Source organism: Ancylomarina longa (genome assembly GCF_003996985.1).
In the GTDB taxonomy this organism is placed as follows: Bacteria; Bacteroidota; Bacteroidia; order Bacteroidales; family Marinifilaceae; genus Ancylomarina_A; species Ancylomarina_A longa.
The window spans coordinates 143015-169087 of the sequence record NZ_RJJX01000004.1; the positions used below are offsets into that span (position 1 = coordinate 143015).

Annotated in this window: 19 protein-coding genes and 2 tRNA genes; 9 read left to right on the forward strand and 12 right to left on the reverse strand. The window is 36.2% G+C overall.

The annotated features are described in order from the left end of the window. Window positions 1–100 precede the first annotated feature (100 nt). The 3 genes from DLK05_RS04975 to DLK05_RS04985 all read left to right on the forward strand — a co-directional run bounded on the left by DLK05_RS04975 (window position 101) and on the right by DLK05_RS04985 (window position 2106). Window positions 101–1123 (forward strand): transglutaminase-like domain-containing protein, encoded by a 1023-nt coding sequence (locus DLK05_RS04975; RefSeq protein WP_127342908.1) that lies wholly within the window; start codon window positions 101–103, stop codon window positions 1121–1123. Between the two features lie 284 nt (window positions 1124–1407). Beyond that, complete coding sequence (locus DLK05_RS04980; RefSeq protein ID WP_127342909.1) at window positions 1408–1641, forward strand: hypothetical protein; 234 nt, start codon at window positions 1408–1410, stop codon at window positions 1639–1641. Between the two features lie 171 nt (window positions 1642–1812). Beyond that, the gene (locus DLK05_RS04985) at window positions 1813–2106 is read left to right on the forward strand and encodes a hypothetical protein (RefSeq protein ID WP_127342910.1); all 294 of its coding nucleotides are present in this window, start codon (window positions 1813–1815) and stop codon (window positions 2104–2106) included. Here the strand turns inward: DLK05_RS04985 and DLK05_RS04990 are convergent. Together DLK05_RS04990 and DLK05_RS04995 are read right to left on the reverse strand one after the other, a co-directional pair. After that, window positions 2103–2348, reverse strand: a complete 246-nt coding sequence (locus tag DLK05_RS04990; protein WP_127342911.1) for a hypothetical protein — start codon at window positions 2346–2348, stop codon at window positions 2103–2105. The genes DLK05_RS04985 and DLK05_RS04990 overlap by 4 nt on opposite strands. Window positions 2349–2708: 360 nt before the next feature. Further along, on the reverse strand, window positions 2709–5192 hold the full coding sequence (locus tag DLK05_RS04995; protein ID WP_127342912.1) for an AsmA family protein: 2484 nt from the start codon (window positions 5190–5192) through the stop codon (window positions 2709–2711). A gap of 250 nt (window positions 5193–5442) precedes the next feature. Here DLK05_RS04995 and DLK05_RS05000 point away from each other — a divergent pair. From DLK05_RS05000 to DLK05_RS05015, 4 genes are all read left to right on the forward strand, one after another. After that, window positions 5443–5516 (forward strand) — tRNA-Arg (locus tag DLK05_RS05000). 379 nt (window positions 5517–5895) lie between these two features. Further along, window positions 5896–5969 (forward strand) — tRNA-Arg (locus DLK05_RS05005). A gap of 529 nt (window positions 5970–6498) precedes the next feature. Continuing rightward, window positions 6499–7989, forward strand: coding sequence for an acyl-CoA dehydrogenase family protein (locus DLK05_RS05010; protein ID WP_127342913.1), 1491 nt, complete (start codon window positions 6499–6501; stop codon window positions 7987–7989). A gap of 1105 nt (window positions 7990–9094) precedes the next feature. Then, the gene (locus DLK05_RS05015) at window positions 9095–9826 is read left to right on the forward strand and encodes a DUF6261 family protein (protein WP_127342914.1); all 732 of its coding nucleotides are present in this window, start codon (window positions 9095–9097) and stop codon (window positions 9824–9826) included. A gap of 74 nt (window positions 9827–9900) precedes the next feature. Here DLK05_RS05015 and DLK05_RS05020 read toward each other — a convergent pair whose 3' ends face one another. The 10 genes from DLK05_RS05020 to DLK05_RS05060 form a co-directional block, all read right to left on the reverse strand. Then, window positions 9901–11217, reverse strand: coding sequence for an outer membrane beta-barrel protein (locus DLK05_RS05020; protein WP_127342915.1), 1317 nt, complete (start codon window positions 11215–11217; stop codon window positions 9901–9903). Further along, window positions 11211–11774 carry an RNA polymerase sigma factor gene (locus DLK05_RS05025; protein WP_127342916.1) on the reverse strand — a complete coding sequence of 188 codons (564 nt, stop codon included), beginning with the start codon at window positions 11772–11774 and terminating at the stop codon, window positions 11211–11213. Before DLK05_RS05025 ends, DLK05_RS05020 begins: the two co-directional genes overlap by 7 nt. 158 nt (window positions 11775–11932) lie before the next feature. Beyond that, window positions 11933–13432, reverse strand: a complete 1500-nt coding sequence (glpK, locus tag DLK05_RS05030) for a glycerol kinase GlpK (RefSeq protein WP_127342917.1) — start codon at window positions 13430–13432, stop codon at window positions 11933–11935. A gap of 276 nt (window positions 13433–13708) precedes the next feature. Continuing rightward, window positions 13709–15031 (reverse strand): OprO/OprP family phosphate-selective porin, encoded by a 1323-nt coding sequence (locus tag DLK05_RS05035; protein WP_127342918.1) that lies wholly within the window; start codon window positions 15029–15031, stop codon window positions 13709–13711. Window positions 15032–15072: 41 nt separating this feature from the next. Further along, on the reverse strand, window positions 15073–16383 hold the full coding sequence (locus tag DLK05_RS05040; RefSeq protein WP_127342919.1) for a glycerophosphodiester phosphodiesterase family protein: 1311 nt from the start codon (window positions 16381–16383) through the stop codon (window positions 15073–15075). Window positions 16384–16453: 70 nt separating this feature from the next. Next, complete coding sequence (gene glpT / locus DLK05_RS05045; protein ID WP_127342920.1) at window positions 16454–17788, reverse strand: glycerol-3-phosphate transporter; 1335 nt, start codon at window positions 17786–17788, stop codon at window positions 16454–16456. Between the two features lie 26 nt (window positions 17789–17814). Further along, window positions 17815–19377 carry a glycerol-3-phosphate dehydrogenase/oxidase gene (locus tag DLK05_RS05050; RefSeq protein WP_127342921.1) on the reverse strand — a complete coding sequence of 521 codons (1563 nt, stop codon included), beginning with the start codon at window positions 19375–19377 and terminating at the stop codon, window positions 17815–17817. Window positions 19378–19410: 33 nt separating this feature from the next. Further along, window positions 19411–19557, reverse strand: coding sequence for a hypothetical protein (locus tag DLK05_RS17455; RefSeq protein ID WP_209319717.1), 147 nt, complete (start codon window positions 19555–19557; stop codon window positions 19411–19413). Between the two features lie 318 nt (window positions 19558–19875). Continuing rightward, window positions 19876–21372, reverse strand: coding sequence for a glycerol kinase GlpK (glpK, locus tag DLK05_RS05055; protein ID WP_127342922.1), 1497 nt, complete (start codon window positions 21370–21372; stop codon window positions 19876–19878). A 32-nt stretch (window positions 21373–21404) separates the two neighbouring features. Continuing rightward, a complete protein-coding gene (locus DLK05_RS05060; protein ID WP_127342923.1) occupies window positions 21405–21758 on the reverse strand; it encodes a PadR family transcriptional regulator in 354 nt (117 codons plus the stop codon). A 355-nt stretch (window positions 21759–22113) separates the two neighbouring features. Between DLK05_RS05060 and DLK05_RS05065 the strand changes: the two genes are divergently transcribed. Further along, window positions 22114–23271 carry an ROK family protein gene (locus tag DLK05_RS05065; protein WP_209319718.1) on the forward strand — a complete coding sequence of 386 codons (1158 nt, stop codon included), beginning with the start codon at window positions 22114–22116 and terminating at the stop codon, window positions 23269–23271. Between the two features lie 424 nt (window positions 23272–23695). Beyond that, a complete protein-coding gene (locus DLK05_RS05070) occupies window positions 23696–26020 on the forward strand; it encodes a glucosamine-6-phosphate isomerase (RefSeq protein ID WP_127342925.1) in 2325 nt (774 codons plus the stop codon). Window positions 26021–26073: the final 53 nt, after the last annotated feature.

Consider the following 26073-nt stretch of genomic DNA (forward strand, 5'->3'; position numbering starts at 1 on the left):
AAACTAAAAAAATAAGGCAAAGCTATTGTAATCTACAGGCTTTGCCTTACTTTTGACCACTTTTTAAAAACCGGGAGATTAACCCCACAAATATTACGAAATGAGATTCTTACTATTCAGTATAGCGATTGCCTTTTTGGGGAGTTGTAACAAAGCTCCGGAAAGAAATTTTGAATTTGATTACAAAGTGAGCTTAAAGGCAGACACCATTAAAAACACCAAAATATGGATTCCCATTCCCGCTAGTAATGCGGCACAGGAAATTAACAACCTAAACATACAGTCGAATATCGATTACGAAATCAAAAAAGAGGAGAAATTTGGCAACACCTATTATTTTACGAACATCAAAGGAGAAAGAACAAAAGCAAGTCATATCCACTTCCATTTTACCGTTCACAGAAAACAACGAAATACCATAGCAGCATCAGGAAAAGATGTTACGAAGTATTTGCTTGCCAATCGTCTGGTACCTGTTGGTGGCAGATTCGATTCAATTATAAAAACCAATTCCTTTCGCCCGGATAATATGCGTGCCATTTATGATTTTGTGCAAAGCGAAATGCAGTACGGCAAACCAAAAACAAAAGACCAAAAGGATCATTACTACGCCAGCCTGCCGGAAATTATCAAGAAAAACATCACAAAGGACAGTGTGGTAAACCTCTACGAACGATCTAAATTACTCCACAGCGAATTTACTTTTGGAAATGGCAACTCAAACTATGCCTGCGACATTTCTGTTGGTAACTGTACTGATTTTCATTCCTACTTTATGAGTTTGGCACGCAGCATGAAAGTACCTGCTCGTTTTCACATTGGTTTTTCGATACCAACCGAAAAGAAAGGGAAAATTGGCGGCTATCATTGCTGGGCTGATTATTACAGCAAGGATCAATGGATTCCTATAGATATATCGGAAGCGGATAAATCTCCTGAAAAATCAGATTTTTATTTCGGGAATCTCGATTTCAACAGAGTAGAATTTACCCACGGAAGAGATTTGAAATTAGAAGATTACCATCACGGGCTGGTAAACTTTTTCATCTATCCAATTGTTGAGGAAGATGGCGTAGTTACAAATAATTACAGTAAAACATTTTCGTATAGAGAAATAAATTAAGAGATAATCCTCTTATATTTTTAAAGCCAATCAATAATCAATTTTTTTATGATTTTTAAGAACATTACTTAGCAGATAAAAGCTATAATTTTAATTAACAATGGAGTACAACTATCGTTTGCATGGGATCATTCCCAGTATTTTCCAGACAAATTTTTCTTTTTTGTTAAATTTACTTGCTTTTTTGTCACAAAATTAATACTTTCACAAAGCTTCTATTAGGAAGAAAAAAACACTTCCTTCGGAATCATCAAAACAATTTAAACAAACTAATTAGTCTTATCATGAAAAAATTATTATTTACGATCGCTATTTGCGGTTTTGTAATGACATCCTGTGTTAACAAAACAAAAAAAGCTGCAACAGAGGAAAAAACTACTACTCCAACCGAAGCAGTGGAAACTACAGCTCCTGATACAATTCAAGCCGATTCTATAAAGGCTGAAATGGTAGACACCCTTAAGGCAGAAGCAGCCAAAGTTGATATTCAAAAAACAGAAGCTCCTGAAACTAAATAGAAGAATTCAAAAGCAAGAAAAGACCAAAAAGCGAGCTTGAACAGTCGACAAAACTTATAAGCCTCTATTGCTAAAATTAAGCTAGCCATGAAATAAACTTCATGGCTTTTTTCATTCCTAAAAACAAAACTCCCTAAAACCTGTAATTGCATATCAAAGAAGGCAAAATTGATGACTCAATTCCAAAAAGAAGAATCAAACATTGGGAAAATAGAAAAAGAAACCGCATTTCAGAAACTTTTTCAAAGCTATTTAAAACTAAAACAAAGCTTGAAGGACTACCATGAGATATTTTCAGAAAAAAAATATGACAGCTCACTTCGCAAAACCCTTAACTACGGCGAAATATCTGGAATTGAATATCTTATGGAGAGCATTTACTACTATGATAGTTTTGACACTTATCTGAAAATTGAACATGAATACTATAAAACGGCAGCAAAAATTCAAAAATACCAGCTCTAAGCATATTTAGAATGAATTGAAATACCACTTTTATTAGAACCTTTTAAAACAGGTGGCGTAGAAGATGCAAAACGATTTCCGTTTTTAAGGTTTAAAGTGAATAGATAGAAGAGGATGGGGTGGTTCCCATCCTCTTTTGATTTTACAAGTTCTACCTTACCGACCCGTTTAGGATCTACTTTCCCAAAATACAAGTAATTATTATCATCAAAATACACCCACCGACAAGGAATGAAAGTCATTATTTCCAATCAGTTAAAAAATATTTTTTTAAATTTTATTAAACTTTTTTATTGACAATAAAAAAGTTTATCCATATATTACAATTGAATTTTCTACGGAAAATTTAGGTTTTAAAGTGAATATGAAAAGGGACGGAGTGGTTGCCGTCCCTTTTTCCTTTCCTATATCCAGGTGGATAGTAATCTAAAAACGGTATTTCTCCTACATAAAACCCTACTTACAAAGACATTCCTTTTATTAAAATATACTATCCATATAAAATGGACAAAACTTATTCAAATTGAAGATTAGGAGACATATAGACACAAAAAAATGAAGACTTAAAAGTCTCCATTTTTCTAATTGTAAACAAGCTCCTTCTATTTAAATAATTTCTTTAAAAGATCCTTCCCTTTCTTCTCCAATTCTTTCTTTGCTCTGCGTTCTAATTCTCTAGCTACCGCTTTCTGTGCTTGCTTAATTGCCTTACTCAAATCCAATTTCACATTAGGATTATCCGAAGTACCGGTAATCTTAACAGCCACATCAAGCGCAGGAACATTTTCCATTCCAGGCAATTTGTCAAAATATTGATTTACTTCCTTACCCAATGCTTCTTTAGGAAGTTTCATATCCATAGTGAAATTCATTTTTCCATCTACCGATTGAGTACCATATATGGTTGCCGGATGTCCTGCTACCTTCGCTTGAAATGGTTTTACTTCCAGATTTCCATTTACAATTACAAAATCCATATCAAACTGAGAAACAGAAATCCGCTTGTATCTTTCATCTTTCAAGGCTGCAGCCAAGGCATCAAAAGCCTTATTATCTTTAATAATTACCTCTTTGGAGTGTAAAGAACCCTTTCCGTTCAAAGTATTCATCTTAGGGTTCATTTCCTTATCAAGTAAAGATTTGATCTTTAAATTAGAGGAAACTTTCCCGGAACAATTTACCGCAATTGGCATCATTTGCTTAATCATGCTTAAGGAATGGTAAGCATCATTAATGTCCAAATCCTTAATATCCATTCCGAAATCCATAGCGGGTTGCTTCACATTCTTTGTGCTATACGAGCCATTCATCGTCATGCTTCCTTTCAACATCTTCATAGATAAATTAGTCAGCTTGGCAACAGAATTCTTAACAACAATCAAGCCTTTGACATCCTGCACATCCATTTTATCAAATCGGATTGTGTTCATTGAAGAAACCAAACTTAAATCGAGATTTGCAGGAATTTCAATAACAGTTAAAGGAATAGTATCAGCATTTTCTGTTTCAGGAAGCTCCTCATCAGTCATAAACTCATTTAAATCGAATAATTTTGAAGTAAGCGTAAACTTCCCCTTCAATACCTGATTTTTTAAAGCATAGGCAATATAATTCTCAATATTTCCTTTTAATTGAATATCTGATTTACCGATTCGGGAATCGAAAGAACTCAAACTGATATACCTGGGCGTAAAATTGAGTACCGAACTTAAGATTTTAATACCCTGTGGGAAATCTGGTGTTGCGAACTCAAAATTCCTTAGTTTCACATTTCCTTTGGCCATAAATTTCTCGTACTGCTCCTTTTCAATATCCGATAATCTGCCGTCAAAACGAACATCAGATGTTACGATACCACTAATTTTAACACTATCCATTGGTATAGCATTGCGCAATTTGGCAAAATCAATAATCCCTTTGAATAAACCCTGAATTTGTGGATCGGTAAGTAAATGCTTTGCATGTACTTTCGCATCAAAAGGATTTTGCGCCACCTCGAAATGAAAGGCATTAACATCTGCAGTTAAAAGATCCATTTCCCCTCCTGGGTGATTTATCTGTGCATTGATATTGATATCTTTCACTGATTCGGGAAGATCGGCATACTTTATAGTAGCATTGTGAACCAAAAGTTTTGCTCCAAATTTCGGAAGACTATTTTCATGATATTCCCCTTTGGCAAAAGCTGATAGTTCCATCGTTCCGGTAGTTGTCAATCCCTCCAAATCCGATTTGAAAACATCCGGAACCATTGCAAGCAAAGTTTTAAAATCTGTTTCCGATGCATTCAACTTCAAATCCATACCATATCCTTCCTCAAGCATGGATACTTGTCCAACCACACCAAAAACCAGCTGATTCAAATTCAGTTTACTTTCTTCAAAGGAGAAAATCATATTCTCCAAATCGGCAGCTATTAAAGCGTCCAATTGAAGATTAGCCTGTTTCAAATATCTAAGCTTCTCAAAATCAAAGTTGATATCTGAAAATTTAGTCTGTAATTTTAGTTTGGTTGATTTGGCAGAAAAGTCACCACTCAACAGCACATTAACATCCGCAATGGTCAATTTGCTTTGTAAGGATTCATCATCATAGGTAAGTGCAAAATCCTCTACCCTCACCTCTTTAAAAATCACTTTGAAATCAGATGCTTCTCCACTCTCCTCTACTGTTTCCTCCTCCGCAGTACTTTCCTTAAGAATATCCCAATTCGCCTTACCCGATTTTAAAACTTTGGCATTTATCTTAGAGTTAGACAACACAATGGCTCCTACTTCAATCTGCGAACCTGATAGAGCAGATCCTAAATCTACCGCTGTGTATAGACTTCCAATCTCAGCCAAAGTATCCTGCTGAAATTCATTTTCCCCAATTACCCGCACATCTTTCAATTCGACATACAGATTTGGAAAATTTTTAAGCATAGATAAGGAAAGGCCACCGATTTCTACCTTAGCATTCATAGAACTATCCATCTCGGTTTTCACCCGATCCAGAATTTCATCCTTAAAGAAATATGGTAATATAATTAGTAGTGCCAGGAGAACAATAATAATTGCTCCGAAAATTTTTAGAAACTTCTTCATTCGAATCTGATTTTTGGTTTTACATAACAAATATAGGAAATATCAGCAATAAATCCGCTTTCACAATGAAGAAAACACAATATTTATAAAAATAATTTATGCTCTAAATTCAATGAGCTATCTAAAAGATTTTTAGATTTTTATCCAATAAAACTGGAAATGCTTACAGCAAAGCATCAAAAAATATTAGCAAACCGCTTGCATTTAAACATCCTTTTTTTCTATATTTGCACCGCCTTAAAAGGGAAAAGGATGCGTAGCATAACTGGATAGTGCACTACGTTACGGCCGTAGAGGTTGGGGGTTCGAATCCCTCCGCGTTCACAAAAAAAGCTTTGGTATTTACACCAAGGCTTTTTTTTATGCACAACTCCCATGGCGAGTAGCAAGGCAAAGTACCAACCAATTAACTTCAGAAGCCGAAATTGAATTTATACCAGATCTATTCCCTTCTATCGTATAAAATCCAGCATAGGGCAATATTTCAATTCATCAGCGAATAATATTTATACATTACACCAGACTAATCAAAATGACGAAATCAACGTGGTGTCTAAACAAAAATGAAAGCTAATATATTGAGGGAATGCAAATTTGTGGCTTGAAATCAAAAAGATAAATATTAAGACAAAATAATTAAGGCATAATTCTTGTATGTTTCCAATTAAATTCCCTATATTTGCACCGCCTTAAAAGGAAAAAAGGATGCGTAGCATAACTGGATAGTGCACTACGTTACGGCCGTAGAGGTTGGGGGTTCGAATCCCTCCGCGTTCACAAAAATTAGCTTCAACATTGAGTTGAAGCTTTTTTTATGCATTTCCCTTCCCAAAAATAAATTCCGATTTGGTAAATTTTCCCTAAATATCGACTGATTTTAATAAATGAATGCGTTTATGATACAGGAAGGGTCACTTTTCTTTGAGAAAGAGGGATTCCGATGTGAGAAAGAACGGTTTATTAGCTTCCTCTTATAAGATATTAGATTTGTTTGATAAGAGGAAGAACTAATCCTAAATAGTCAAAACAGAAGATTTAAAACTAATTCCTTCCTACTAGCCAAAACATTCATCTGCCAGAACAGTAAATAATCCTCTAGGCAAGCCCACGAGGCATTCTTAATATTTTTTAAACGTTTTAGTATTTTGTGACTCGATATCACAAAATACTAAATTATGAGGCAAGCCTCGGGGAATTTGACCCAAAGAGAGTAAAATCTCTGTAATAAAACACCTTAAAGTCTTTTTTTTACTTATTTTTACTGCGTCTAAATTCGAATAAACGAACAGACAGAATCTTAACTAAAATGAAGAACAACTTTTCAGATTATATACAGGCTTTTGAAAAGACCCTTAAGTCTGTATTTTACGAACGCGACGACATTAATAAGTTCAGTCTTCAACGAGGATTTCCTCCTTTGGTGATGCGTGAAATTATGGCTAGCGCTCCCCTTTCTGTTGCCATACCTGCCGAATATGGTGGCAGAGGCATGAAGGTAAAGGAATGCCTGGGGATTTTATCCTCGGCAGCCTACGAATCATTACCACTGGCTTTAACCTTGGGAATTAATATTGCTTTATTTCTGGAACCTGTTGCCAAATATGCCAACAAGCTGGTTAAGCAAGATATTTTCACCCGATTTTTAGAGAAGCAGCAAATGGGTGGTTTGATGATTACGGAACCAGATTTTGGTAGTGATGCCCTAAACATGCAAACTTCCTATACACAGCAGAACGATACTTTTCATATTAAAGGAACCAAGCATTGGCAAGGTTTAACCGGATTAGCGGATTACTGGCTCATCACATCGAGACAAAAAAGTAATGAAGGAAAGCTAAGCCGCGACATCGATTTCTTTATCTGCGATGTTACCCAAAAAAACCAACAAGTAGTTGTAGAGGAATACTTCGACAATCTGGGCTTGTATATGATTCCTTATGGAACCAATAAATTAAATCTGCAAATCCCACAGAAATTCAAATTGGAACCTGAAACTACCGGCATTAAAATGATGTTGGATATTTTGCATCGAAGCCGAATGCAGTTTCCCGGCATGGGATTGGGATTTATCAAGCGATTAATGGATGAAGCAATCCATCAATGTAAAAACAGAATTGTTGGCGGTAAAAGTTTACTTTCCTTCGATCAGGTTCAACATCAGATTTCTAAAATGCAAAGTGCTTTTACCGTTTGCTCGGCACTATGTACCCGCAGCAGCGAAAAAAGTGGAATTGAGAATAACCTGGCTACCGACGGAATTGAGGCCAACAGTATCAAGACAATCGTAACCGACCTGATGCAGGAATCGGCACAAACGCTGGTGCAGCTTTCCGGAGCAAAAGGCTATCGCCTGAGCCATATTGGCGGACGTGGAATTGTAGACAGCAGACCTTTTCAGATATTCGAAGGAGCCAATGAGATGTTATATACTCAGATATCCGAAATGATTATCAAATTGATGAAAAAGAAAAAGGAGTTGAATTTATTCCGTTTTTTAAAAGATTTTGATCTCACCAATAAGGCTTCGGATTATTTTAAGAAAGAGATGGATTTTAACCTGGATATTAATTTACCGCAACGTAAACTGGTGGATTTAGGCAGAGCTTTGGGTAGAATTGTATCTGCCGATTTCGTTATGGATTTGGGAGCAAAAGGATTTAGACAAGATCTTATTGACAATTGCCTGGCCTCCTTACAGCAGGATGTCAGCAACTTTGTAAATTCATTTCATTTCAATAAAGGAATTTCGAGTATCGAAAACTACAAGGACGGCAGTTCGTGGATGGAATTGGCTTAATCGCAGACAACATATTAACCTGAGGTCGATTTAAAATATGGCAACAGTTTGAGCTTATTTTAAAAGACCTTTCTTGTTTGCAATAAAAGATACAAATAAACAGAAACGTTTAGGACAATATTGACTGCATACCATTAAATTTTCATCTTTATTATTCGATAAATGCTTTCTTCCCTTAGCTGATTGAAGTAGTAGAATTTTCGATTAATTTTCTTCTCTATTCCAATGCACATCACACCTGTAAGCTATTTAGAATAATTCTAATCGCGCTTCCTGACCAACTTGACACATTTGGCAGCTTATTTTTATATAAACTTTACTTAACTTCATTTTTTCGTTTAGCAAAGCGTAAGAAGGACTAACAATATCCCCTTTACGGATAATTCCATATCAACAAGAAAAAGCCCTGTAAAAAACAGGTTTGTTCGACCATAGGATTATATGCATGAAACGGAATTTGATCTTTGACATGTTGGAAATCCTAAAACAAACTACTTTCCTATCTGAACAATGGAAATAATAGAAGGATATAAGCTGTGTGTATATTCCGTAATTATCTCGATAAACATGCAGAAAGCTCAGGTGGCTGCCCATTCGTTTTGCTTAAAATAAAGCACTCCAACGGTATTATCCGTTTTACCAAACCGAAAAACGATAAACCCCAGTGGCTTTATCCGTTTTACCAAAACAAAAAACGATGAACTCCAACGGCCTTATCCGTTTTACCAAACTGAAAAACGATAAACTCCAACGGTGTTATCCGTTTTACCAAAACGAAAAATGATGAACTCCAATGGTGTTGCTTGTTTTATCAAAATTGCAAATGAAGTGTGCCGCCGGACAGTAATTTTTCATCGAACAAAAATGCTGATCGAGTAATATTATTCCCTTTATCCTTAACCCTTTTTACTAGCCAATAAGCTGGAATACCATAATTAATAAGCATAGTACTCAGGTGGTTGTTGATATGACAACAGCCATTGAGCCAATACAATTCTAATCACATGAAACAAGCATGTAGATTTAATCGATTAAATCCCACCCGATGGAAGATTTAAATTTACTTGCGCCCTCCATGTGATCTTAACAAGAAAATTATAAACACATGAAAAAAGTAGCATATTACGTTTTTTCACACAAAGCACTTTACACCTTTATTGGTGGAGTTATTGCTTTGGTAGAAAAAGTAAATACAGAAGAATTAGGTTTGAGTGTATTTGTAGAGAAAACCAAAACCGAATTCGAAAAATTTGCGAATGCCATCAATCGCGAATATACAAATCCGTTTACACAATTATTGATTGAGGCAGATCAGCATCGCGATGATCGTTTCATCGGGTTAAAATCCTATATCGGGGCATGTAAATATCGCAAAGAAGAAGCATATCCGGGAGCCTCAGAAGAATTGGAACGACTAATTGCAAGAGTTGGTACCGATTTATACAAGATGCCTTTTGCCGAAGAATCAGCTGCTTTAGATACCCTGATTGATGAATTACAATCGGAGCAGTATGCAAAAGCAATCAGAACCATTAGGGCGAAGGAGTGGATTGATCAATTGGTAGAATCGCAAGAAGTATATAAGAATTTAATTCAGCAACGAATAGAATTACCAAACACCAATACCGATACGATTGGTGATACCAGAAAACCATTGATTCGGGCAAACCGATCCTTACTCTTGATGATTAGCCTTCAGGAACAAGCATCGGAAAATCCTGCAATTACTGAATTAATCGATCAGCTAAATAATCATATCAGCAAGAGCATGAGTAGTGCACGTCTGTCGAATTCCAGTAAGAATAAAGAAGAAGAGACAGAGACTGCTCAACAATAACAAATTAATTGGGAAGTAGCTGTTTTTGGGTTTCGAACATACAAAAGAGCTCCCCCTTATCCTCGTCGTTTCAATTAAAAATCGTAGCGAATACCAGTGAAAATACCTATAGAATATGGTTTATAATCGTAGGCTTTTCTTTTGCTGATAGAATTGATATAGTACTTAAGTGAGGGTTCCAACCCAAAATGAATCTTATCATTGAGTTTAAATTCAAAGCCCAATCCTACTTGTGAGCTAAAATTTGTGCTGCGAATATCTTCAATCTTGCCAATTTTTGTTTTCCCATTACTGATTTGATAAACTGCATTGCCAACAATCCAATTCGTACTAAGTCCGCCCGAAACAAAAATCCCCACCTTTCGCTGACTAATATTATAACGAATCAGGAATGGAATCTCCACCGTTTCAAAGGTCTGCAAAATGTCTGATCCGGAAGTGGCATACGTATTGTCAGCTGTTGCATAATCCAATTGCGATCCGGAAGATAGTGCTATTGGCCCGGCCTCGGTTTGTGCTGGTATCACCTTTATATTCGTTTCATTATTATCAGGATTACCGCCATTATCCATAGCATAATCGCCATGCAGACTACTACTAAAATCCTGACCGAACTGATTGTACATCACTCCGGTTTGCACAGCAAGTTTCCTGTTAATGGCATAATTCACCTTTAAACCACCACCTAAACTAATAATGCCATTGGAAGCACTTTGTGCAGATTTCTCGTTGGAATAAGCCGTAGAAAGCTGCCCCAACACAGCCCATTTATTTTTAGGTGCATCCTCCTTTTTGTGCTGATTCATTGCCATCAGGTTGCTTTCTATCTGTTGCCTTTCCAGTTCAGTTATGTCAGGTATTATTTTCTCTCGTTTCAAACTATTCGTTGCTAACTTATCCGGTAAGTGCATATTTTTATTGGCAATACGCGATGTAGTAAGCGGCTTTGCCAAACGTGTAAAAGTCCATTTCTCGGGATAGGTATCCTCCGACACATTCGCCATCTTCCGCTCTGTTTTTGATGTATTTATTTCAGAATTTATCTTCTTCGTTTCCACCACCTGTTTTTGCACATCAGCATTTACAGCATGCACTTCTGTCTTATTTATTGGAAGAGAATCATGGGATGTTTTACCCGCAATACTTGCAACCTTCATGTCTGGTTTTCCGACAGGACTTAGCGGCATTAATGATCGATTGGCAATACTGAACAAGAGTAATAAAGATGCAGCCATAGCAGCACTTGCAAACCAAAGCAGCATGCGCTTCTTTCGCCGCTGTCCCATCAGTTTACTATTTATTGCATTCCAAACTTCGGGATTTGGTTGAACCGATAAATCCTTTAATCCATCTGCAAATAAGCTATCGATATGGTTTTTGTCCTCTAACATATTCGTAATTTATTCTCTTTTTTAGCCAGATACTCCCCTATTTTATGCTTAAGAATTGCTCTTCCTCTTGCCAGATTAGACTTGGAGGTTCCCACTGAAATTTGCATTACTTCTGCTATTTCGCGATGTGTGTAACCATCCAATACATATAAGTTAAAAACTAGTTGATACCGATTTGGCAACTCCTGAATCATGTTAAGCAATATATCCAAAGGAATATCCGATTTAAGCTCATTTTCCATCTCGCTCTCCTCCCTATCCCAAGGCTCCTCTACCAGTTGAACATGTTTTGCTTTTCGAAATTTTTCAAGTGCTGTATTTACCATGATACGCCTCATCCAGCCTTCGAAAGAACCTTTAAACTGATAGCTTTTTATGTGTTTAAATATCTTTAAAAAACCATCCTGTAAATTATCTTCCGCTTCGCTTCTATTATTAGAATAACGCATACATACCCCCAGTAATTTTGGAGCATATGCAACATAGAGAGCCTCCTGAGCTTTGGATTTTCCCTTGATGCAATCTTTAATGATTTGTTCTAACTTCTGGTTTTCCAACGTAGCGTTAGGTTTTGCGCAAATACATGGTTTATTATCTAGTTGCAGTAAACCCCAAAGGGTTGCTTTAAAATTACTGCTTTTTGTGGATTAAGAGATAAATGGTAACAATCCTTAAATCAGAAAGTCTATCGGATTTTAAAATTGTGAGGCTGAAATTATCCTTCCGTATCCCAGTTCATAGAACGACCCAAAGCTTTATTCCAGCCTTTAATTAAGGTTTGAGATTTTTCCGGCGACATGCTTGGTTCAAATTTTTGATCTATTGCCCATTGTCCTTGAATATCATCTGTACTTTCCCAATATCCCACGGCCAAACCAGCCAGATAAGCTGCTCCCAAAGCAGTTGTTTCTAATGTTTTGGGGCGAATCACTGATACTCCTAGCACATCCGATTGGAACTGCATTAGAAGGTTGTTAATAACTGCACCTCCATCCACACGCAATTCATTGATTTTAATTCCTGCATCTGCTTCCATTGCCTTTAAAACATCCATTACCTGAAAAGCGATTCCCTCTAAGGCAGCTCTGGCAATATGTGCTGATGTTGAACCTCTGGTTAGACCTACGATTGTTCCTCTGGCATACTGATCCCAATGTGGAGCTCCTAATCCTGTTAATGCAGGAACTAAGAATACACCTCCATTATCTGCCACCGATTCGGCAAGTTCCTCTACTTCTTCCGAAGTTTTGATGATTCCTAAACCATCGCGAAGCCACTGAACAATAGCTCCACCCATAAAGATACTTCCTTCCAAAGCGTAAGTAGTTACCCCATTAATTTGCCATGCAATTGTGGTAAGCAGATTATTTTTAGATTTTACCGGAGTAGTTCCTGTATTGCAAAGCATGAAACATCCTGTACCGTAGGTATTCTTCACCGAACCCGGTTTCAAACACATTTGTCCGAAAGTTGCAGCCTGCTGATCGCCTGCGATACCAGCGATAGGTACCTCATGAGCAAATAATGTTGTTACAGTATGTCCGTATATTTCGGATGAAGACTTTACTTCCGGTAGCATACTGGCAGGAATATCAAAAAGCGCTAACATTTCAGTATCCCATTCCAGAGTTTTGATGTTATATAGCAAGGTTCTACTTGCATTCGAAACATCAGTTACATGAACGGCACCTTGAGTTAATTTCCAGATTAACCAGCTATCAATGGTTCCGAATGCCAATTTACCTGCTTCGGCCTTTTCACGTGCTCCTTCCACATTATCAAGTATCCATCTTATTTTAGTTCCTGAAAAGTAAGCATCGATAATCAAACCTGTCTTATCCTGAATCATCTCTGCATAACCATTGGCTCTTAATTCATCGCAATATTTTGAGGTTCTTCTGTCCTGCCAAACAATTGCATTGTAAATTGGTTCACCTGTTTCCCGATCCCAAACTACTGTTGTCTCTCTTTGGTTGGTGATACCAATGGCCGCAATACTTTTACCATTCACTCCTACCCGAACAATTGCCTCTGCTGCTACTCCTGCCTGTGTTGACCAAATCTCATTAGCATCCTGTTCCACCCATCCCAGCTGCGGAAAGATTTGTGTAAATTCTCTTTGAGCGGAACTTATAATTTCTCCCTTTTTATTAAAAACAATAGCTCTGGAACTGGTAGTTCCCTGATCGAATGCTAAAATAAATTTTTCTTCCATAATTATACAAACAGATTACATGGATTCAAGACCAACGAATTTAATCATTTCTATAAGTTCTGTATCCTGAAAGTGGAAACTTCTGTATTATCAAAACAAAAAAATCCCGTCTACCAATGGTAGACAGGATTCCCGGATTTAATTACTTAATTGTGTTTGACGCAAATCAACACCTCATAAATAATCGGATTAAATGACAACTTAAAAGAATAAATAAAAGTTACCCTTGAAGGTCTAACATTACTAATTAACTAGCCAAATTAATCTTACTTATTACTAGAAATTTACTTGAACTCTAGCTTTTAACATTCCTATTTTTTCATCCAATGGATATTTTTGATTTGTAACATCCATCAAGCTGTAATTAAGGCGGAACATGATATTATCATTCAAATAATAATTCACCGCAGCACTATAAGTTTCAGCTTTTCCACCTGCAATACTCATGTTACCAACGCCAGTTAAAGCAGTAGCTAGATCTGCATCGCCATAAGCACCATTAAAATAAGTACCATCAATATCATTTAAATTGGTATTGTCGTAACGTACTAAGAATTCATAAGTACCGGCTTTTGGTCTGTTAATATATGCAGTAGAAGATTTGTAAGAATAGTTATCTCCAACTAAGAACCCAATCTGAGCATAGTAAGCTTTTGTTTGAATATCACGTAACTTACCATACCAGTCAGGATAATCCTTAGGTTTTGTTGGCCACACGTAAGTAACGTAAAAAGCAGGACCATCTTTCATTAAACGAGACATGTAATCATCATCTCTGGTAACATTGGTTTGAGTGAATTCTGATTGAAACATGAAAGGGCCACTAAGTACCAAAGCCTGAAAGTTAAAACGCATATCGGTTCTTGCTCCTGTAATATCAGCATTCAGGAATTTGTGCTCAGGACCTGCATTCAAAACTACTTGACGATTGTAATCATCATCATTAAAAGCTTCATTAAATCCATTTGCTTCAGGAATTCTGTAAGTAAAGGAACCTCCTAATTGCACAGTCAGATTTTCTTTGCTTATTGGTGTATAAGCCAATTTAGAAGTAGTAGAAAATCCCTGATCACCTTTATTCATATTATCTACAGAACCAGCAAAAACACCTGTAGAACCGTAAAATTTGTTGGTATAATAAGTGTATCCTAAACCAATGCTACGACCAATTCCCATAGCTTGAGTTGTATTAGATGCTCCGCTAGATGCAGAAGCCTCAATTCCGAATGGCTCGAAAAAATTACCAAGTGTAAAAGTGCTGTTTTTAGAATAATTATATCTTAAAAAGGCATCCTTTATTTTTACTTCGTCATTACCAAAACCAATGTTGATTTTAGCGATCCATTTTCCCCAGGTTACTTTCGTTCCTAAACGAACATCATGAATAGATGCATCGGAACTCAAATCGGTAACATCATCGAAATAGTGAACACCATCCATATAAATTCTACCATTGAAGTTGATTTTATAATCCTGATCTCCAGAAGTTAGAACGATTCCACCTTTGTTCGTTTTTGCGGTCAATTGCTTTTCCTGACCGATAGCATTGCTTGCAAACAAACCCAAAGCCAGGGCTGCTATATATATTTTTTTAAACATGTTATTCGAATTTTATGTTATTGATATGTGAAATTTTGATATTAATAACCCAAGGAAGTTAATACCTCTTGAGCTGTTCCAATCACATCACGTTTTTGGTATTCCATTGACAAATCTGTCAGGTTGGTAAAACCTCCATCGATAAACATGTTGCGATTAACATCATAACCAAAATCACCACTCACTTCACGATCTGAATTTTCAAATCTTGAAATTCCGTTATAGAAATAATCACCATTGTATCTTCTTAATTGATCCTCTGTATCAAAAGTATAAGCATGAACAATCATTCCGGCACGGTGGTACATTTCACACATCCATGGCTCAGTTAACTCAGGATAATTATTAGGTTTTCCTTTTATAGAAGGACCAGCAATTTCACAATTATACTCCACTGAGAAATTGATAAACTCAGCCAAAGATTCAATAGTATTTGAAGGACGAACATAAGAAGCACTTTCATCTTCCCATAACAACATACACTTAGGGATTCCTGGTAATTCTTTTTCTAATTTAACTGCTGATTCACGAGAGAATGTTTGTAACACTACACGACCATTTGTATTCGCAACACCCACTTTTCCTGGTACTGTTGGAATTGTTTTTGGAGAGGTAGTAATATTCCAGCCATATTCTGTTAAAGCTTTAGCTAAATCAGCTTCCATTCCTGGAAATAAGTATGGTTCTTTGGTTTCAGGATAGATTCCAGGACGATTACCATTATCATCAGGATCGACTTCGAACTCATAAAATCCAGCCCACTGTCCATTTTCATCTAATCTGGTTAGATCTTTAACAGGCTCTCCATTAACATCTTTTTTAATTCTATATCCTTCTGCAATTTTAGTAACCTCTTCTAAGGTTAATATTTTTTGTCCCACGTAAGCTGGACGTGCATTCTCTGGATATTCATCATTGAACCATGAACCTGCATCTAGTTTACGAAGGTCTACTAATGTAAAGTAACTTACAGGATAGTCTTCTTTTCCTGGTAATACACTTTCAATATTAGTGGTGCGTCGTAAGTTATCATCATGTAATGCTATTAAAACACCATCTTTCGTTCTTTGCAAATCCAACTCTAAATAATCTCCACCCATATTTCTTGCCCAACGATAAGCAGGTTCGGTTTCTTCAGGTGCCCAAAAGTTAGTACCACGATGCGAAATAACTGCATCCATCTTCACATAATCGCGAATTGTTTTTGCTTGTGCACTTAACTCATTCAAAGGATAAGTTTGGTAATAATTGTAAGCATTGTAATCAGGAGTATCATCTTCACAGCCTGCGAATCCAATGCTGAGCAAGAATAATGCACCTACAAATAAATTTTTCAGATTATAATTCTTCATTTGATTTATTTATTAAAGGTTAGTATAAAAAATTCAACTATTTATTTTCTGGTTTCACCCAGATATTTCTTTAATGTATTCCGTTATGTCCTTTATATTCCTGATACCAGGATATTCCTATTAAGATTATCGCTGCAACACATGCTCCCAAAAGAACAATGAAACCACCTGACCATCCCCATTTATCAACTACAGCACCCATTGCAATATCAGCGAATAAAGCACCTCCCATATATCCAAAAAGTCCGGTTAAACCAGCAGCAGTTCCTGCAGCTTTTTTAGGCACCAAATCCAGAGCATGAACTCCAATTAACATTACTGGACCATAAATTAGGAATCCGATACAGATTAAGGCAATAGAATTGGCAACAAGAGAATTACTTACCCAATACATAAATACGGATACCATAACCAATACCATATAAATAATACTGACTGGTGCTCTTTTTCCATGAAACACCTTATCACTTAAATATCCACAAAGCAGTGTACCTGGTATAGCAGCCCATTCATAAGCAAAATATGCCCAACCACTTTCTTGAATAGAAAAACCTTTAGCTTCTTCCAAATATAATGGAGCCCAATCCAGCACACCATAACGCACCAAGTATACAAATGCATTTGCAAAAGCAATAGACCACAATAATCTATTCTTCAGAATATATTCCATGAATATCTGCTTGGCACTCATCTCTTCTTCAAACTTATCAGAGTACTCGTCAGGATAATCATCTTTAAACTTTTCAATATTTGGAAGCCCGCATGATTGTGGAGTATCACGAATCAAAAGCCAGGCTATAAGCGCAACAACCAAGGCTATAATTCCAGGAAAGTATAGTTTTGCGTGCCAATCCGTAAAAATAGCGACCCCTAAAATTGCTAATGGGCCAATAATACCACCACCAACATTATGAGCAACATTCCAAATTGACATTTTGGTACCACGTTCTCTAATTGAAAACCAGTGAACCATTACTCTCCCACATGGAGGCCAACCCATTCCTTGAAACCATCCATTCATGAGAAGTAAGGCAAACATGATTGCAATCGATGACGTTGCAACAGGTAATAAACCCATTGTTATCATGGTAATTGCCGATAACACAAGACCTAAAGTTAAGAATCGTCGTGCATTGCTTCGGTCGGACACGTTGCCCATAATAAATTTGCTCAGTCCATAAGCGATAGAAACTCCAGATAATGCAATTCCCAATTCGGTTTTACTATATCCTAAATTAACCAAGTCGGGCATCACTAATGAGAATACCTTTCTTACAAGATAATATCCGGCATATCCAAGAAATATTCCAACGAACACCTGCATACGCAATCGTTTGTAAGTCGGAGTAATTTTTTCATCCGGAAGCAGCGCTTTATGCGCTGCTGGTTTAAGAAATCCAATCATTATAATGAGTATTTAGTAATTAACTTTTAATTCAAAATATATCTCGAAGCCAGGTTAGTGTATTTTTTCACCTGCTTATCTTCCCACTCTTTATCGAATCCAAATTCTTTGGCTAACAATCTGGCAACTTCTGGAGCCATTCGAATGCTTTCTTTTGCATCGAGTAATAAGGAACGGGTTCTACGAGCTAGAATATCCTCAACGCTACGCGCCATTTCATATCTCGCACCCCATACTACCTGAGCTTTAATAATTTTAAGCTTCTCACTTAAATATTCCCCCAGTTCCGCATTTGACTTCACCAAATTCAAGATTTTTTCTTCATCGGAGCCGTAAAAGTACATTGGATTTTTTAAATCAATATTCTGCTTATATCCATGTATTTTTAGGTTACGGGTAACCGATTTCTTTTCTGGTAATCCAGCTGTTTTTGCAATAGTATTCATCACATCTTCTGCCATTTGTCGGTAGGTAGTCCATTTACCACCAATTAATGAAACCATACCTGATTTGGAAACAACTATCTTATGTCCTCTGGAAATCTCTTTTGTTTTTTTACCTTCTCCACTTGGTGCGGCTAATGGTCTTAATCCTGCAAATACACTGCGTACATCAGAACGTTTTGGAGGCTTCACTAAAAACCTACCAGCTGTTTCCAAAATAAAATCAACCTCTTGTTCCAATGCTTGCGGTTCTAGTTCAGCAACATCTTTCTGAACATCAGTAGTTCCCACCACCACTTTATCATGCCATGGCACTGCAAATAAAACTCTTCCATCGTCTGTTTTTGGAATCATTATGGCATAGTTTCCCGGAACAAATTCTTTATCCAACACTAAATGTACTCCTTGACTTACACGAACAATATCTTTAGCACTTGGTTCATCCATTTTAAGTACCTCATCTACAAACACACCGGTAGCATTCAATATAGCTTTTCCACGAATGGTAAATCTATCACCAGATTCCATATCTCTGGCAATAACAGTATCTACTCGACCATTGCTTTTTTGTAAACCTTCCACTTTCATGTAATTCACCGCCAAACCTCCGTTCTCAATAAAGGTTTGAGACAGATTAATTGCAAGACGTGAATCATCAAATTGTCCGTCATGATAAACCACTCCTCCGCAAAGATTTTCCTTTTTAAGCGTAGGTATATATTTTAAGGTTCTTTTCTTAGAAAACGGTAAAGATCTTCCATAACCGAGCTTTCCTGCCAACATATCATACATGGTTAAACCCAACGTATAGTAAGGAGTACCCCACCAAGTATAATTTGGAATAATAAAAGATTGATCTTTCACCAAATGTGGCGCATTTTTTTTCAAAATTCCTCTTTCGCGCAATGCCTCTAACACAAGAGCAATATTTCCTTGCGCCAAATACCTCACTCCTCCATGTACCAATTTGGTACTTCTACTTGAGGTTCCTTTGGCAAAGTCATCTTGTTCTAATAATAAGGTTTTATATCCCCTTGTTGCAGATTCTATCGCTGATCCCAAACCTGAAGCGCCACCTCCAATGATAATCACATCCCATTCTTGATTAAAACTCTTCAGCTCCTTAAGTATTTTCTTTCTTTCCATGACAGGTATTTCTTTTAAATCTTTCTGATACGACTACAATTCTTTTTCCCAAAACTCCCATATACTCGCATAAGTATTTTCATGTTCTGGAAAGCTTGTCTTTTTCTGAGACACCAAAATATCCAGAAAAAACTCATACAAACGATTGCCTAATTCCAACTCAAATTTTTGATTTTCCATGATGAATAAATTTTTATAAAATATATCCCAATACCTAACACATAGTATACCTATGTTTATTTTGCAAAAAAAGGGAAGATCTCCTTCCCGTCAAATCAATTCTTCAAGGCAAATTGATTTTTAAAATCACCCTAATAAAATCTGACTCTACAAAGCTATATAAAATACTTAGCTTTACAATGTATGTGGTAATAATATGCAATATTCTTATTTAGACTAATTCTACAATAACGATACCATCCTAGATAACAGTAATTTACTCTATAAAAAAAGCTGTGTGATATTCACACAGCTTTAATAATCTAAAATAAAATTCATTTAATCATTCGCATCCAGCCAATTCAAAGATCGACTTAGTGCTTTTTTCCAATATTTTTTGTCGTGGAGTATCAAATTCTTCTCCATCTTAACATTAAACTCTTTGGTGATTTTCCATTGATTTCTAATTTCATCTACATCCGACCAAAAACCAACAGCGAGCCCAGCCAAATACGCCGCACCTAAAGCTGTAATTTCTTTAATTTTTGGTCTCACTACTGGAATTCCTAGTATATCAGCCTGATATTGGAGCAATGTATTATTAGCCATTATGCCACCAACTCTTAATTGCTTAATTTTTAATCCGGAGTCAGCCTCCATAGCATCCAATACATCTGATGATCTGTGGGCAATTGATTCAAGAGATGCTCTTGCAATATGACCAGCTGTTGTACTCATATTTAATCCCCAAAAAGTACCCCGTGCATATTGATCCCAATATGGAGCTCCCAAACCAGTAAAAGAAGGCACGATATAAATTCCACCATTATCCTTTTCGGTAAGGGCTAATTCTTCTATCTCTTCTATGGAGTGAATCAAATTCAAACTATCTCTTAACCACTGAACAGCAGCACCACCAATAAAAACACTACCCTCCAAAGCATAAGTAATCTTTTCACCAATACTCCATGCAATAGTAGTTATTAAATCATTTTTCGATTTTACCGGTTGATCCCCTGTATTCATAAGAATAAAGCAACCAGTATTGTAAGTATTATTAACCATACCTTTATCCAGACAAGATTGACCAAAGAGTGCTGCTTGCTGATCACCACAGATACCGGAAATAGGAATCTCAACTCCGAACAAAGATTTTCTAGTCATGCCATACACTTCACTTGAAGAACAAACTTTTGGCAAGATCGATTCTGGAATTTGAAGTAATTCCAAAATTTCTTTATCCCATTTCAACTCATGAATATTGTACAACATGGTTCGGCTGGCATTAGACACATCGGTAACATGTTTCTCCCCTTTCGTTAATTTCCAAATTAACCAACTATCTACTGTCCCAAATGCAAGTTTACCTTGCTCTGCTTTTTCACGCGCACCTTTTACATTATCTAACAACCATTTGATTTTAGTAGCCGAAAAAAATGCATCTAAAATTAAACCAGTCTTATCTCTAATAATTGAAGCATAACCGTCTTGCTTCAATTGATCACAGATATGTGATGTTCTTTTATCTTGCCAAACGATGGCATTATAAATAGGTATTCCTGTCTCCCTATCCCAAATAATTGTAGTTTCCCGTTGATTGGTAATTCCAATTCCAGCGATATCATTTCCACTCAATCCAACTTTAGCCAACACTTCCTCTGCTACCGAAGCTTGAGAATACCAAATCTCTTCTGCATCCTGTTCAATCCATCCTAGCTTTGGGTAATATTGCTCATATTCTTTTTGAACAAGTGAAACGATCTCTCCATTTTTATTAAAAATGATTGCTTTGGATATAGAAGTTCCCTGATCCAAGGATAAAATATAGTTTTTCATCAAGCTTTCTTTTTATAATTTTATTATTTCACTTAAACACTTTCCTTAATCCTCGTAATAGAAAGATTTAGAGAATCAACATATTCCTTCATTACTTCCAGGTGAGAAGTTCCTGTCTCAGTAAGTTTATAATATTTTCTGGGAATTCCTGTATCCATTTCGGCCCATTCTGAGCTAACTAAATTCTCTTTTTTCAGCCTATTTAGGAGTGGATAAATGGTACCCTCTGCAATTTCGAGAGATGTAAATTGGTTCATTTCACTTATAAGTTCATAACCATAACAAGGCTTCGATCTCAATAACAATAGGATAATGTACTCCAAAAGTCCTTTCTTAAATTGAGATTTCCACTTGGTAATAAAATACAAATTGATGTCTTCGCTCATGGTCTTACAAACATATAAAAAAACACCTTGTGTTACAAGATACTTGACAAGAACACTAAAATAGATTTATTCCGAACTTCATATTCCATTAAAATATTAGAAACGAAAGCAACTTTGCAAAGTTTCATCAAATAAGTATAGAACCAATCGAAATAATTATCATTTAAGCTTACATATTTCCTTATTTTTAATCTTCGTAATGATACTTTCTAAAAATTTTTAATAAGTCTTTACATCTATTTAATTTTTTTTCGCTATTATTGTGTTGAATTAATATAAACCAACTTGCGAAAAAATGAACTACTGGGACTCCGAAACAAGCAATTCTCTAGCAGGGCTAGAGTTGAAAAAATTTATGAGCAAAAAGAAGATCTTAAAATACTTGTACCACTCCGGTGAACTGTCAAGTACTAAAATTGGAAAAATACTCCATCTTAGTGCTCCTACTACACTAGCCTATTTAAATGAATTAATGGACGAGGATTTCGTCGAAGACAGAGGAAAGGGAAATTCCATCGGTGGTCGTCGTCCTAACATGTATGGTCTAAAAAAGAATTCTATATACGTTATAGGTGTTGATGTAACGAGACATCATATCACGACCTCAATTTTCAATCATGAATTAGAAAGTATTGCTAAAATAAAAGTAGAATCCTCTGAGCTGAAAAGTGAAACCACTCTAAATAAAATATACAATGAAGTTTCAAGCGTGATAGATGATTCCAAAATAGATCCCGATAAAATTATGGGCATTGGTATCACCATGCCTGGATTAATTGATTCTGAATTAGGAATTAACTACACCTATCTTACTAATAATGGAAAGTCAATCGCCTATGATTTGCAACAAAAATTTAATCGCCCTGTTTTTATAGAAAATGATGCTAAAGCAAGGACTTTAGCCGAATTGCGCTACGGAGCTGCAAAAGACTTTTTAAACGTTCTTTATCTACAGGTGGATTGGGGATTGGGAACGGGCATGATCTTTAATGGAAAATTGTATCGGGGAAATTCTGGTTTTGCTGGTGAATTTGCACATATTCCGCTCGAAACTGATGGTAAATTATGTCCCTGCGGAAAAAGAGGTTGCTTAGAAACTGTCGCCTCCGGAGATGCTTTAGTAGAAGATGCCATTTCCTCCCTAAACAGCAATGTTGAATCTGCTATATATAAATATTGTCAGAATAAAGACAATAAATTAACACCAAAAATTATAATTGAATTTGCTCAAAAGGGCGATCAATTTGCATTATCTCTCATTAACAAGTTGGGATTGGCTTTGGGTAAGGGTATTTCTTACTTAATCCAAATTCTGAACCCTGAGCTTATTGTACTCGGCGGACGAGTTGCTCAAGCTAGTGAATATTTAGAAACCCCAATAAAACAATCGTTATATAATTATTGCATTCCTAAGCTACGAGAGGATGCAAAAATTGTACAATCAAATCTTGGCAGCAAGGCAGGAATACTTGGTGCTGCTGTAATTGTAATGGAACATATTCTGGAAAATTGAAAAAGTGCACGTTCTACTCCGGTATGTATCCAATAGTAATTACAGATTTGATTTACGATCTAATCATTATCCATTAAATCATAATTTATGAAAAGTCTAATTAGTGAAGTTTAAAGTGTATTGTAAAATCACACTTTTAGCCTTTTTGAATGTACCGGAGATGATGAAAGCAAAATTCATTAATCTCGCAAGTTAGGAACCTTCTGCTTGAATCACTCCGGTATTTTCTTTATTAAAAGAATCAACTTATCCATTCCTCATCACTATTAAGGAGAAAGGATATTTAAGCTATAAAGTTTCAAAAAAACATACATATTTATTCTTGAAACACATAAAATGATTATTCAAAAAGCCAATGGGCTGAATTAATATAATACATCAAATAAAACAGTGTCTTCAAATTATTAATACCAAAATATAAAACATGGAAAATCATATATTTTCTGAAGTCGAAAATCAGTTTAAGAGCAAGTCGGGAGTCGATAAGATAAACACATCCATACCGTACATTACAGTTGACAATTTTCCTAAATTAGGATTTTTTACAGCGCTTCGCTTTTTGGAGTGGGTTCGCGAAAATCCGAATGGAGTAATTAGTTTGCCAACGGGTAAAACTCCTGAGTACTTTATCAAATGGACTAAGTTTATCCTTGAAAATTGGAATACAGCAAAGGGGAAAAAGATAAGAAATGAATATGGCCTTAAAGGAGATAAAAAGCCTGAATTGTCTAATTTACATTTTGTTCAAATAGACGAATTTTATCCTGTTAGATCCTCACAGCACAATAGTTTTTACTACTATGTGAACGAGTACTATATTAAAGGCTTTGGATTAAATCCGGATAATGCCTTATTAATAAATTCCGATGAAATTCCTTTAGTAAATGGACAACATTTTTCCGAAGTATTTCCGGATAGTATTGTAGATACTTCGTTGCGTTACAGAGAGGCAAAAACTAAAAAGGAACAGGAACAACAACAATCCATTTTCATGATTGATGATTGGTGTGTTGATTACGAGCGAAAAATTAGAGAAAAAGGAGGAATTGGTTTCTTCCTTGGAGGAATTGGTCCTGATGGCCATATTGCATTTAATACAAGGGGAGCCGATCATTTTTCTACCACCCGACTAACATCAACCAATTTTGAAACACAAGCACAGGCCGCCGGTGATTTAGGAGGCATTGAGATTTCGCGCAACCGATTGGTAATTACGATTGGTTTGGAAACAATAACTTACAACAAAGATGCAGTAGCGATCATTTTTGCCGCAGGGGAAGCGAAAGCTGAGGTTATAAAAAATGCATTGGAAAGTGATCCATCCGTATTATATCCTGCAAGTATTCTAAATCAATTGCCTAATAGTAGGTTTTATATTACCAAAAGTGCAGGAGTTTTATTGAACGACAGTGTAAACACCTATTATACTACCGGTGAATGGACACCGGAAAAAACAGAGCGTGCAATCATTAATCTATGCAGAAAGATTAATAAATTTGGTCCTAAACTAGAATTAGAAGATCTAAAACAGGATGCCTATTGTAAGCTTATTCCTAATTTATCCTTAAATACTGTAAAGGAGGTAATCGCCTCCATCACACAAAAAATATACAAAGGTCTTAGCAATAATAGTGAAGAAATTTATTACCACACGGGACCACATCACGATGATATTCAATTGGGATTGCAGCCACATGTTAATCGTCTTCTGGATAATGGTAAGGATAACTCTCATTTTGCAGTCCTAACTTCCGGTTTTACCGCAGTAACCAACAAATTTATTATCGACACCCTTAAGGATACTCGAAAATTCATAGAGAGTGGGGAAATCCAAATGCTTTCCTATTCTGATTTTTTTGAAAATGGATACAAGTACAAATGGGATAAAGACGTTTATCATTTTTTAATGAAATTAGCATCTGGTGAACCGCAAGAACGTGCCAGAGCACTCTCCCATCGCATTGTTCGCGCTATCGTTGATATCTGGGAGGTGAAAAGTAAGGAGCAGTTAAGAAATCGAATCAATGCCATACTATCTAATCTTCAGGAAAGTTATGACGGTCAGAAAAACCCGGTTAAAATCCAGAAATTAAAAGGAATGGTGCGTGAGTTTGAAGAAGAGTTGGTTTGGGCACATTCCGGAGTTACGGTTAATAATGTTCATCACCTTCGTCTTGGCTTTTACACGGGAGATATATTTACAGAACAACCAAATAGGGAACGTGATGTTGCTCCAATTCTGGATCAACTACGACAAATTAAGCCCAGCGTGATTAGTCTGGCACTTGATCCCGAAGGAAGTGGACCAGATACTCACTACAAAGTACTTCAAGCCATTGCCGATGCCGTAAAACTTTGGGGAGAAGAGGAAGATATTTCCAATCTTAAAATTTGGGGATACCGAAATGTATGGTACCGCTTCCACGCTGCAGATGTTAATGTAATCGTTCCGGTTAGCATGAATGCCTTGAATGAGCTCAATACTTCCTTTTCGAATTGTTATTTAAGTCAGGTAAATGCTTCCTTCCCTAGCTATATGTACGATGGCAAGTTTAGCGTTCTTGCTCAAAAAATCTGGTCTGCACAATTAGAGGATGTTCAATACTTGCTTGGCAAAGACTATTTTTACACCAATAGCAATCCTAAAATAAGAGCCAGCCACGGATTAATTTTCTTCAAAGAAATGAGTGTTGCCGAGTTTATTTCAGAAGCACGAGAATTAGAAAAATCAATGGAAGGAATGGTTTAATATCAGAAACACCACAAACAATATTCATCATATACAATAGGAGGATATCTAAA

Coding starts and splice junctions, on each gene's coding strand:
- glpT (WP_127342920.1), bottom strand. CDS start 17,788: ATGATTGGATTTCTTAAACCAGCAGCGCATAAAGCGCTGCTTCCGGAT.
- DLK05_RS05035 (WP_127342918.1), bottom strand. CDS start 15,031: ATGTTTAAAAAAATATATATAGCAGCCCTGGCTTTGGGTTTGTTTGCA.
- DLK05_RS05060 (WP_127342923.1), bottom strand. CDS start 21,758: ATGAGCGAAGACATCAATTTGTATTTTATTACCAAGTGGAAATCTCAA.
- DLK05_RS04985 (WP_127342910.1), top strand. CDS start 1,813: ATGACTCAATTCCAAAAAGAAGAATCAAACATTGGGAAAATAGAAAAA.
- DLK05_RS05050 (WP_127342921.1), bottom strand. CDS start 19,377: ATGGAAAGAAAGAAAATACTTAAGGAGCTGAAGAGTTTTAATCAAGAA.
- glpK (WP_127342917.1), bottom strand. CDS start 13,432: ATGGAAGAAAAATTTATTTTAGCATTCGATCAGGGAACTACCAGTTCC.
- DLK05_RS04990 (WP_127342911.1), bottom strand. CDS start 2,348: ATGACTTTCATTCCTTGTCGGTGGGTGTATTTTGATGATAATAATTAC.
- DLK05_RS05015 (WP_127342914.1), top strand. CDS start 9,095: ATGAAAAAAGTAGCATATTACGTTTTTTCACACAAAGCACTTTACACC.
- DLK05_RS05010 (WP_127342913.1), top strand. CDS start 6,499: ATGAAGAACAACTTTTCAGATTATATACAGGCTTTTGAAAAGACCCTT.
- glpK (WP_127342922.1), bottom strand. CDS start 21,372: ATGAAAAACTATATTTTATCCTTGGATCAGGGAACTTCTATATCCAAA.
- DLK05_RS05065 (WP_209319718.1), top strand. CDS start 22,114: ATGAGCAAAAAGAAGATCTTAAAATACTTGTACCACTCCGGTGAACTG.
- DLK05_RS04980 (WP_127342909.1), top strand. CDS start 1,408: ATGAAAAAATTATTATTTACGATCGCTATTTGCGGTTTTGTAATGACA.
- DLK05_RS05020 (WP_127342915.1), bottom strand. CDS start 11,217: ATGTTAGAGGACAAAAACCATATCGATAGCTTATTTGCAGATGGATTA.
- DLK05_RS17455 (WP_209319717.1), bottom strand. CDS start 19,557: ATGGAAAATCAAAAATTTGAGTTGGAATTAGGCAATCGTTTGTATGAG.
- DLK05_RS04995 (WP_127342912.1), bottom strand. CDS start 5,192: ATGAAGAAGTTTCTAAAAATTTTCGGAGCAATTATTATTGTTCTCCTG.
- DLK05_RS04975 (WP_127342908.1), top strand. CDS start 101: ATGAGATTCTTACTATTCAGTATAGCGATTGCCTTTTTGGGGAGTTGT.
- DLK05_RS05070 (WP_127342925.1), top strand. CDS start 23,696: ATGGAAAATCATATATTTTCTGAAGTCGAAAATCAGTTTAAGAGCAAG.
- DLK05_RS05040 (WP_127342919.1), bottom strand. CDS start 16,383: ATGAAGAATTATAATCTGAAAAATTTATTTGTAGGTGCATTATTCTTG.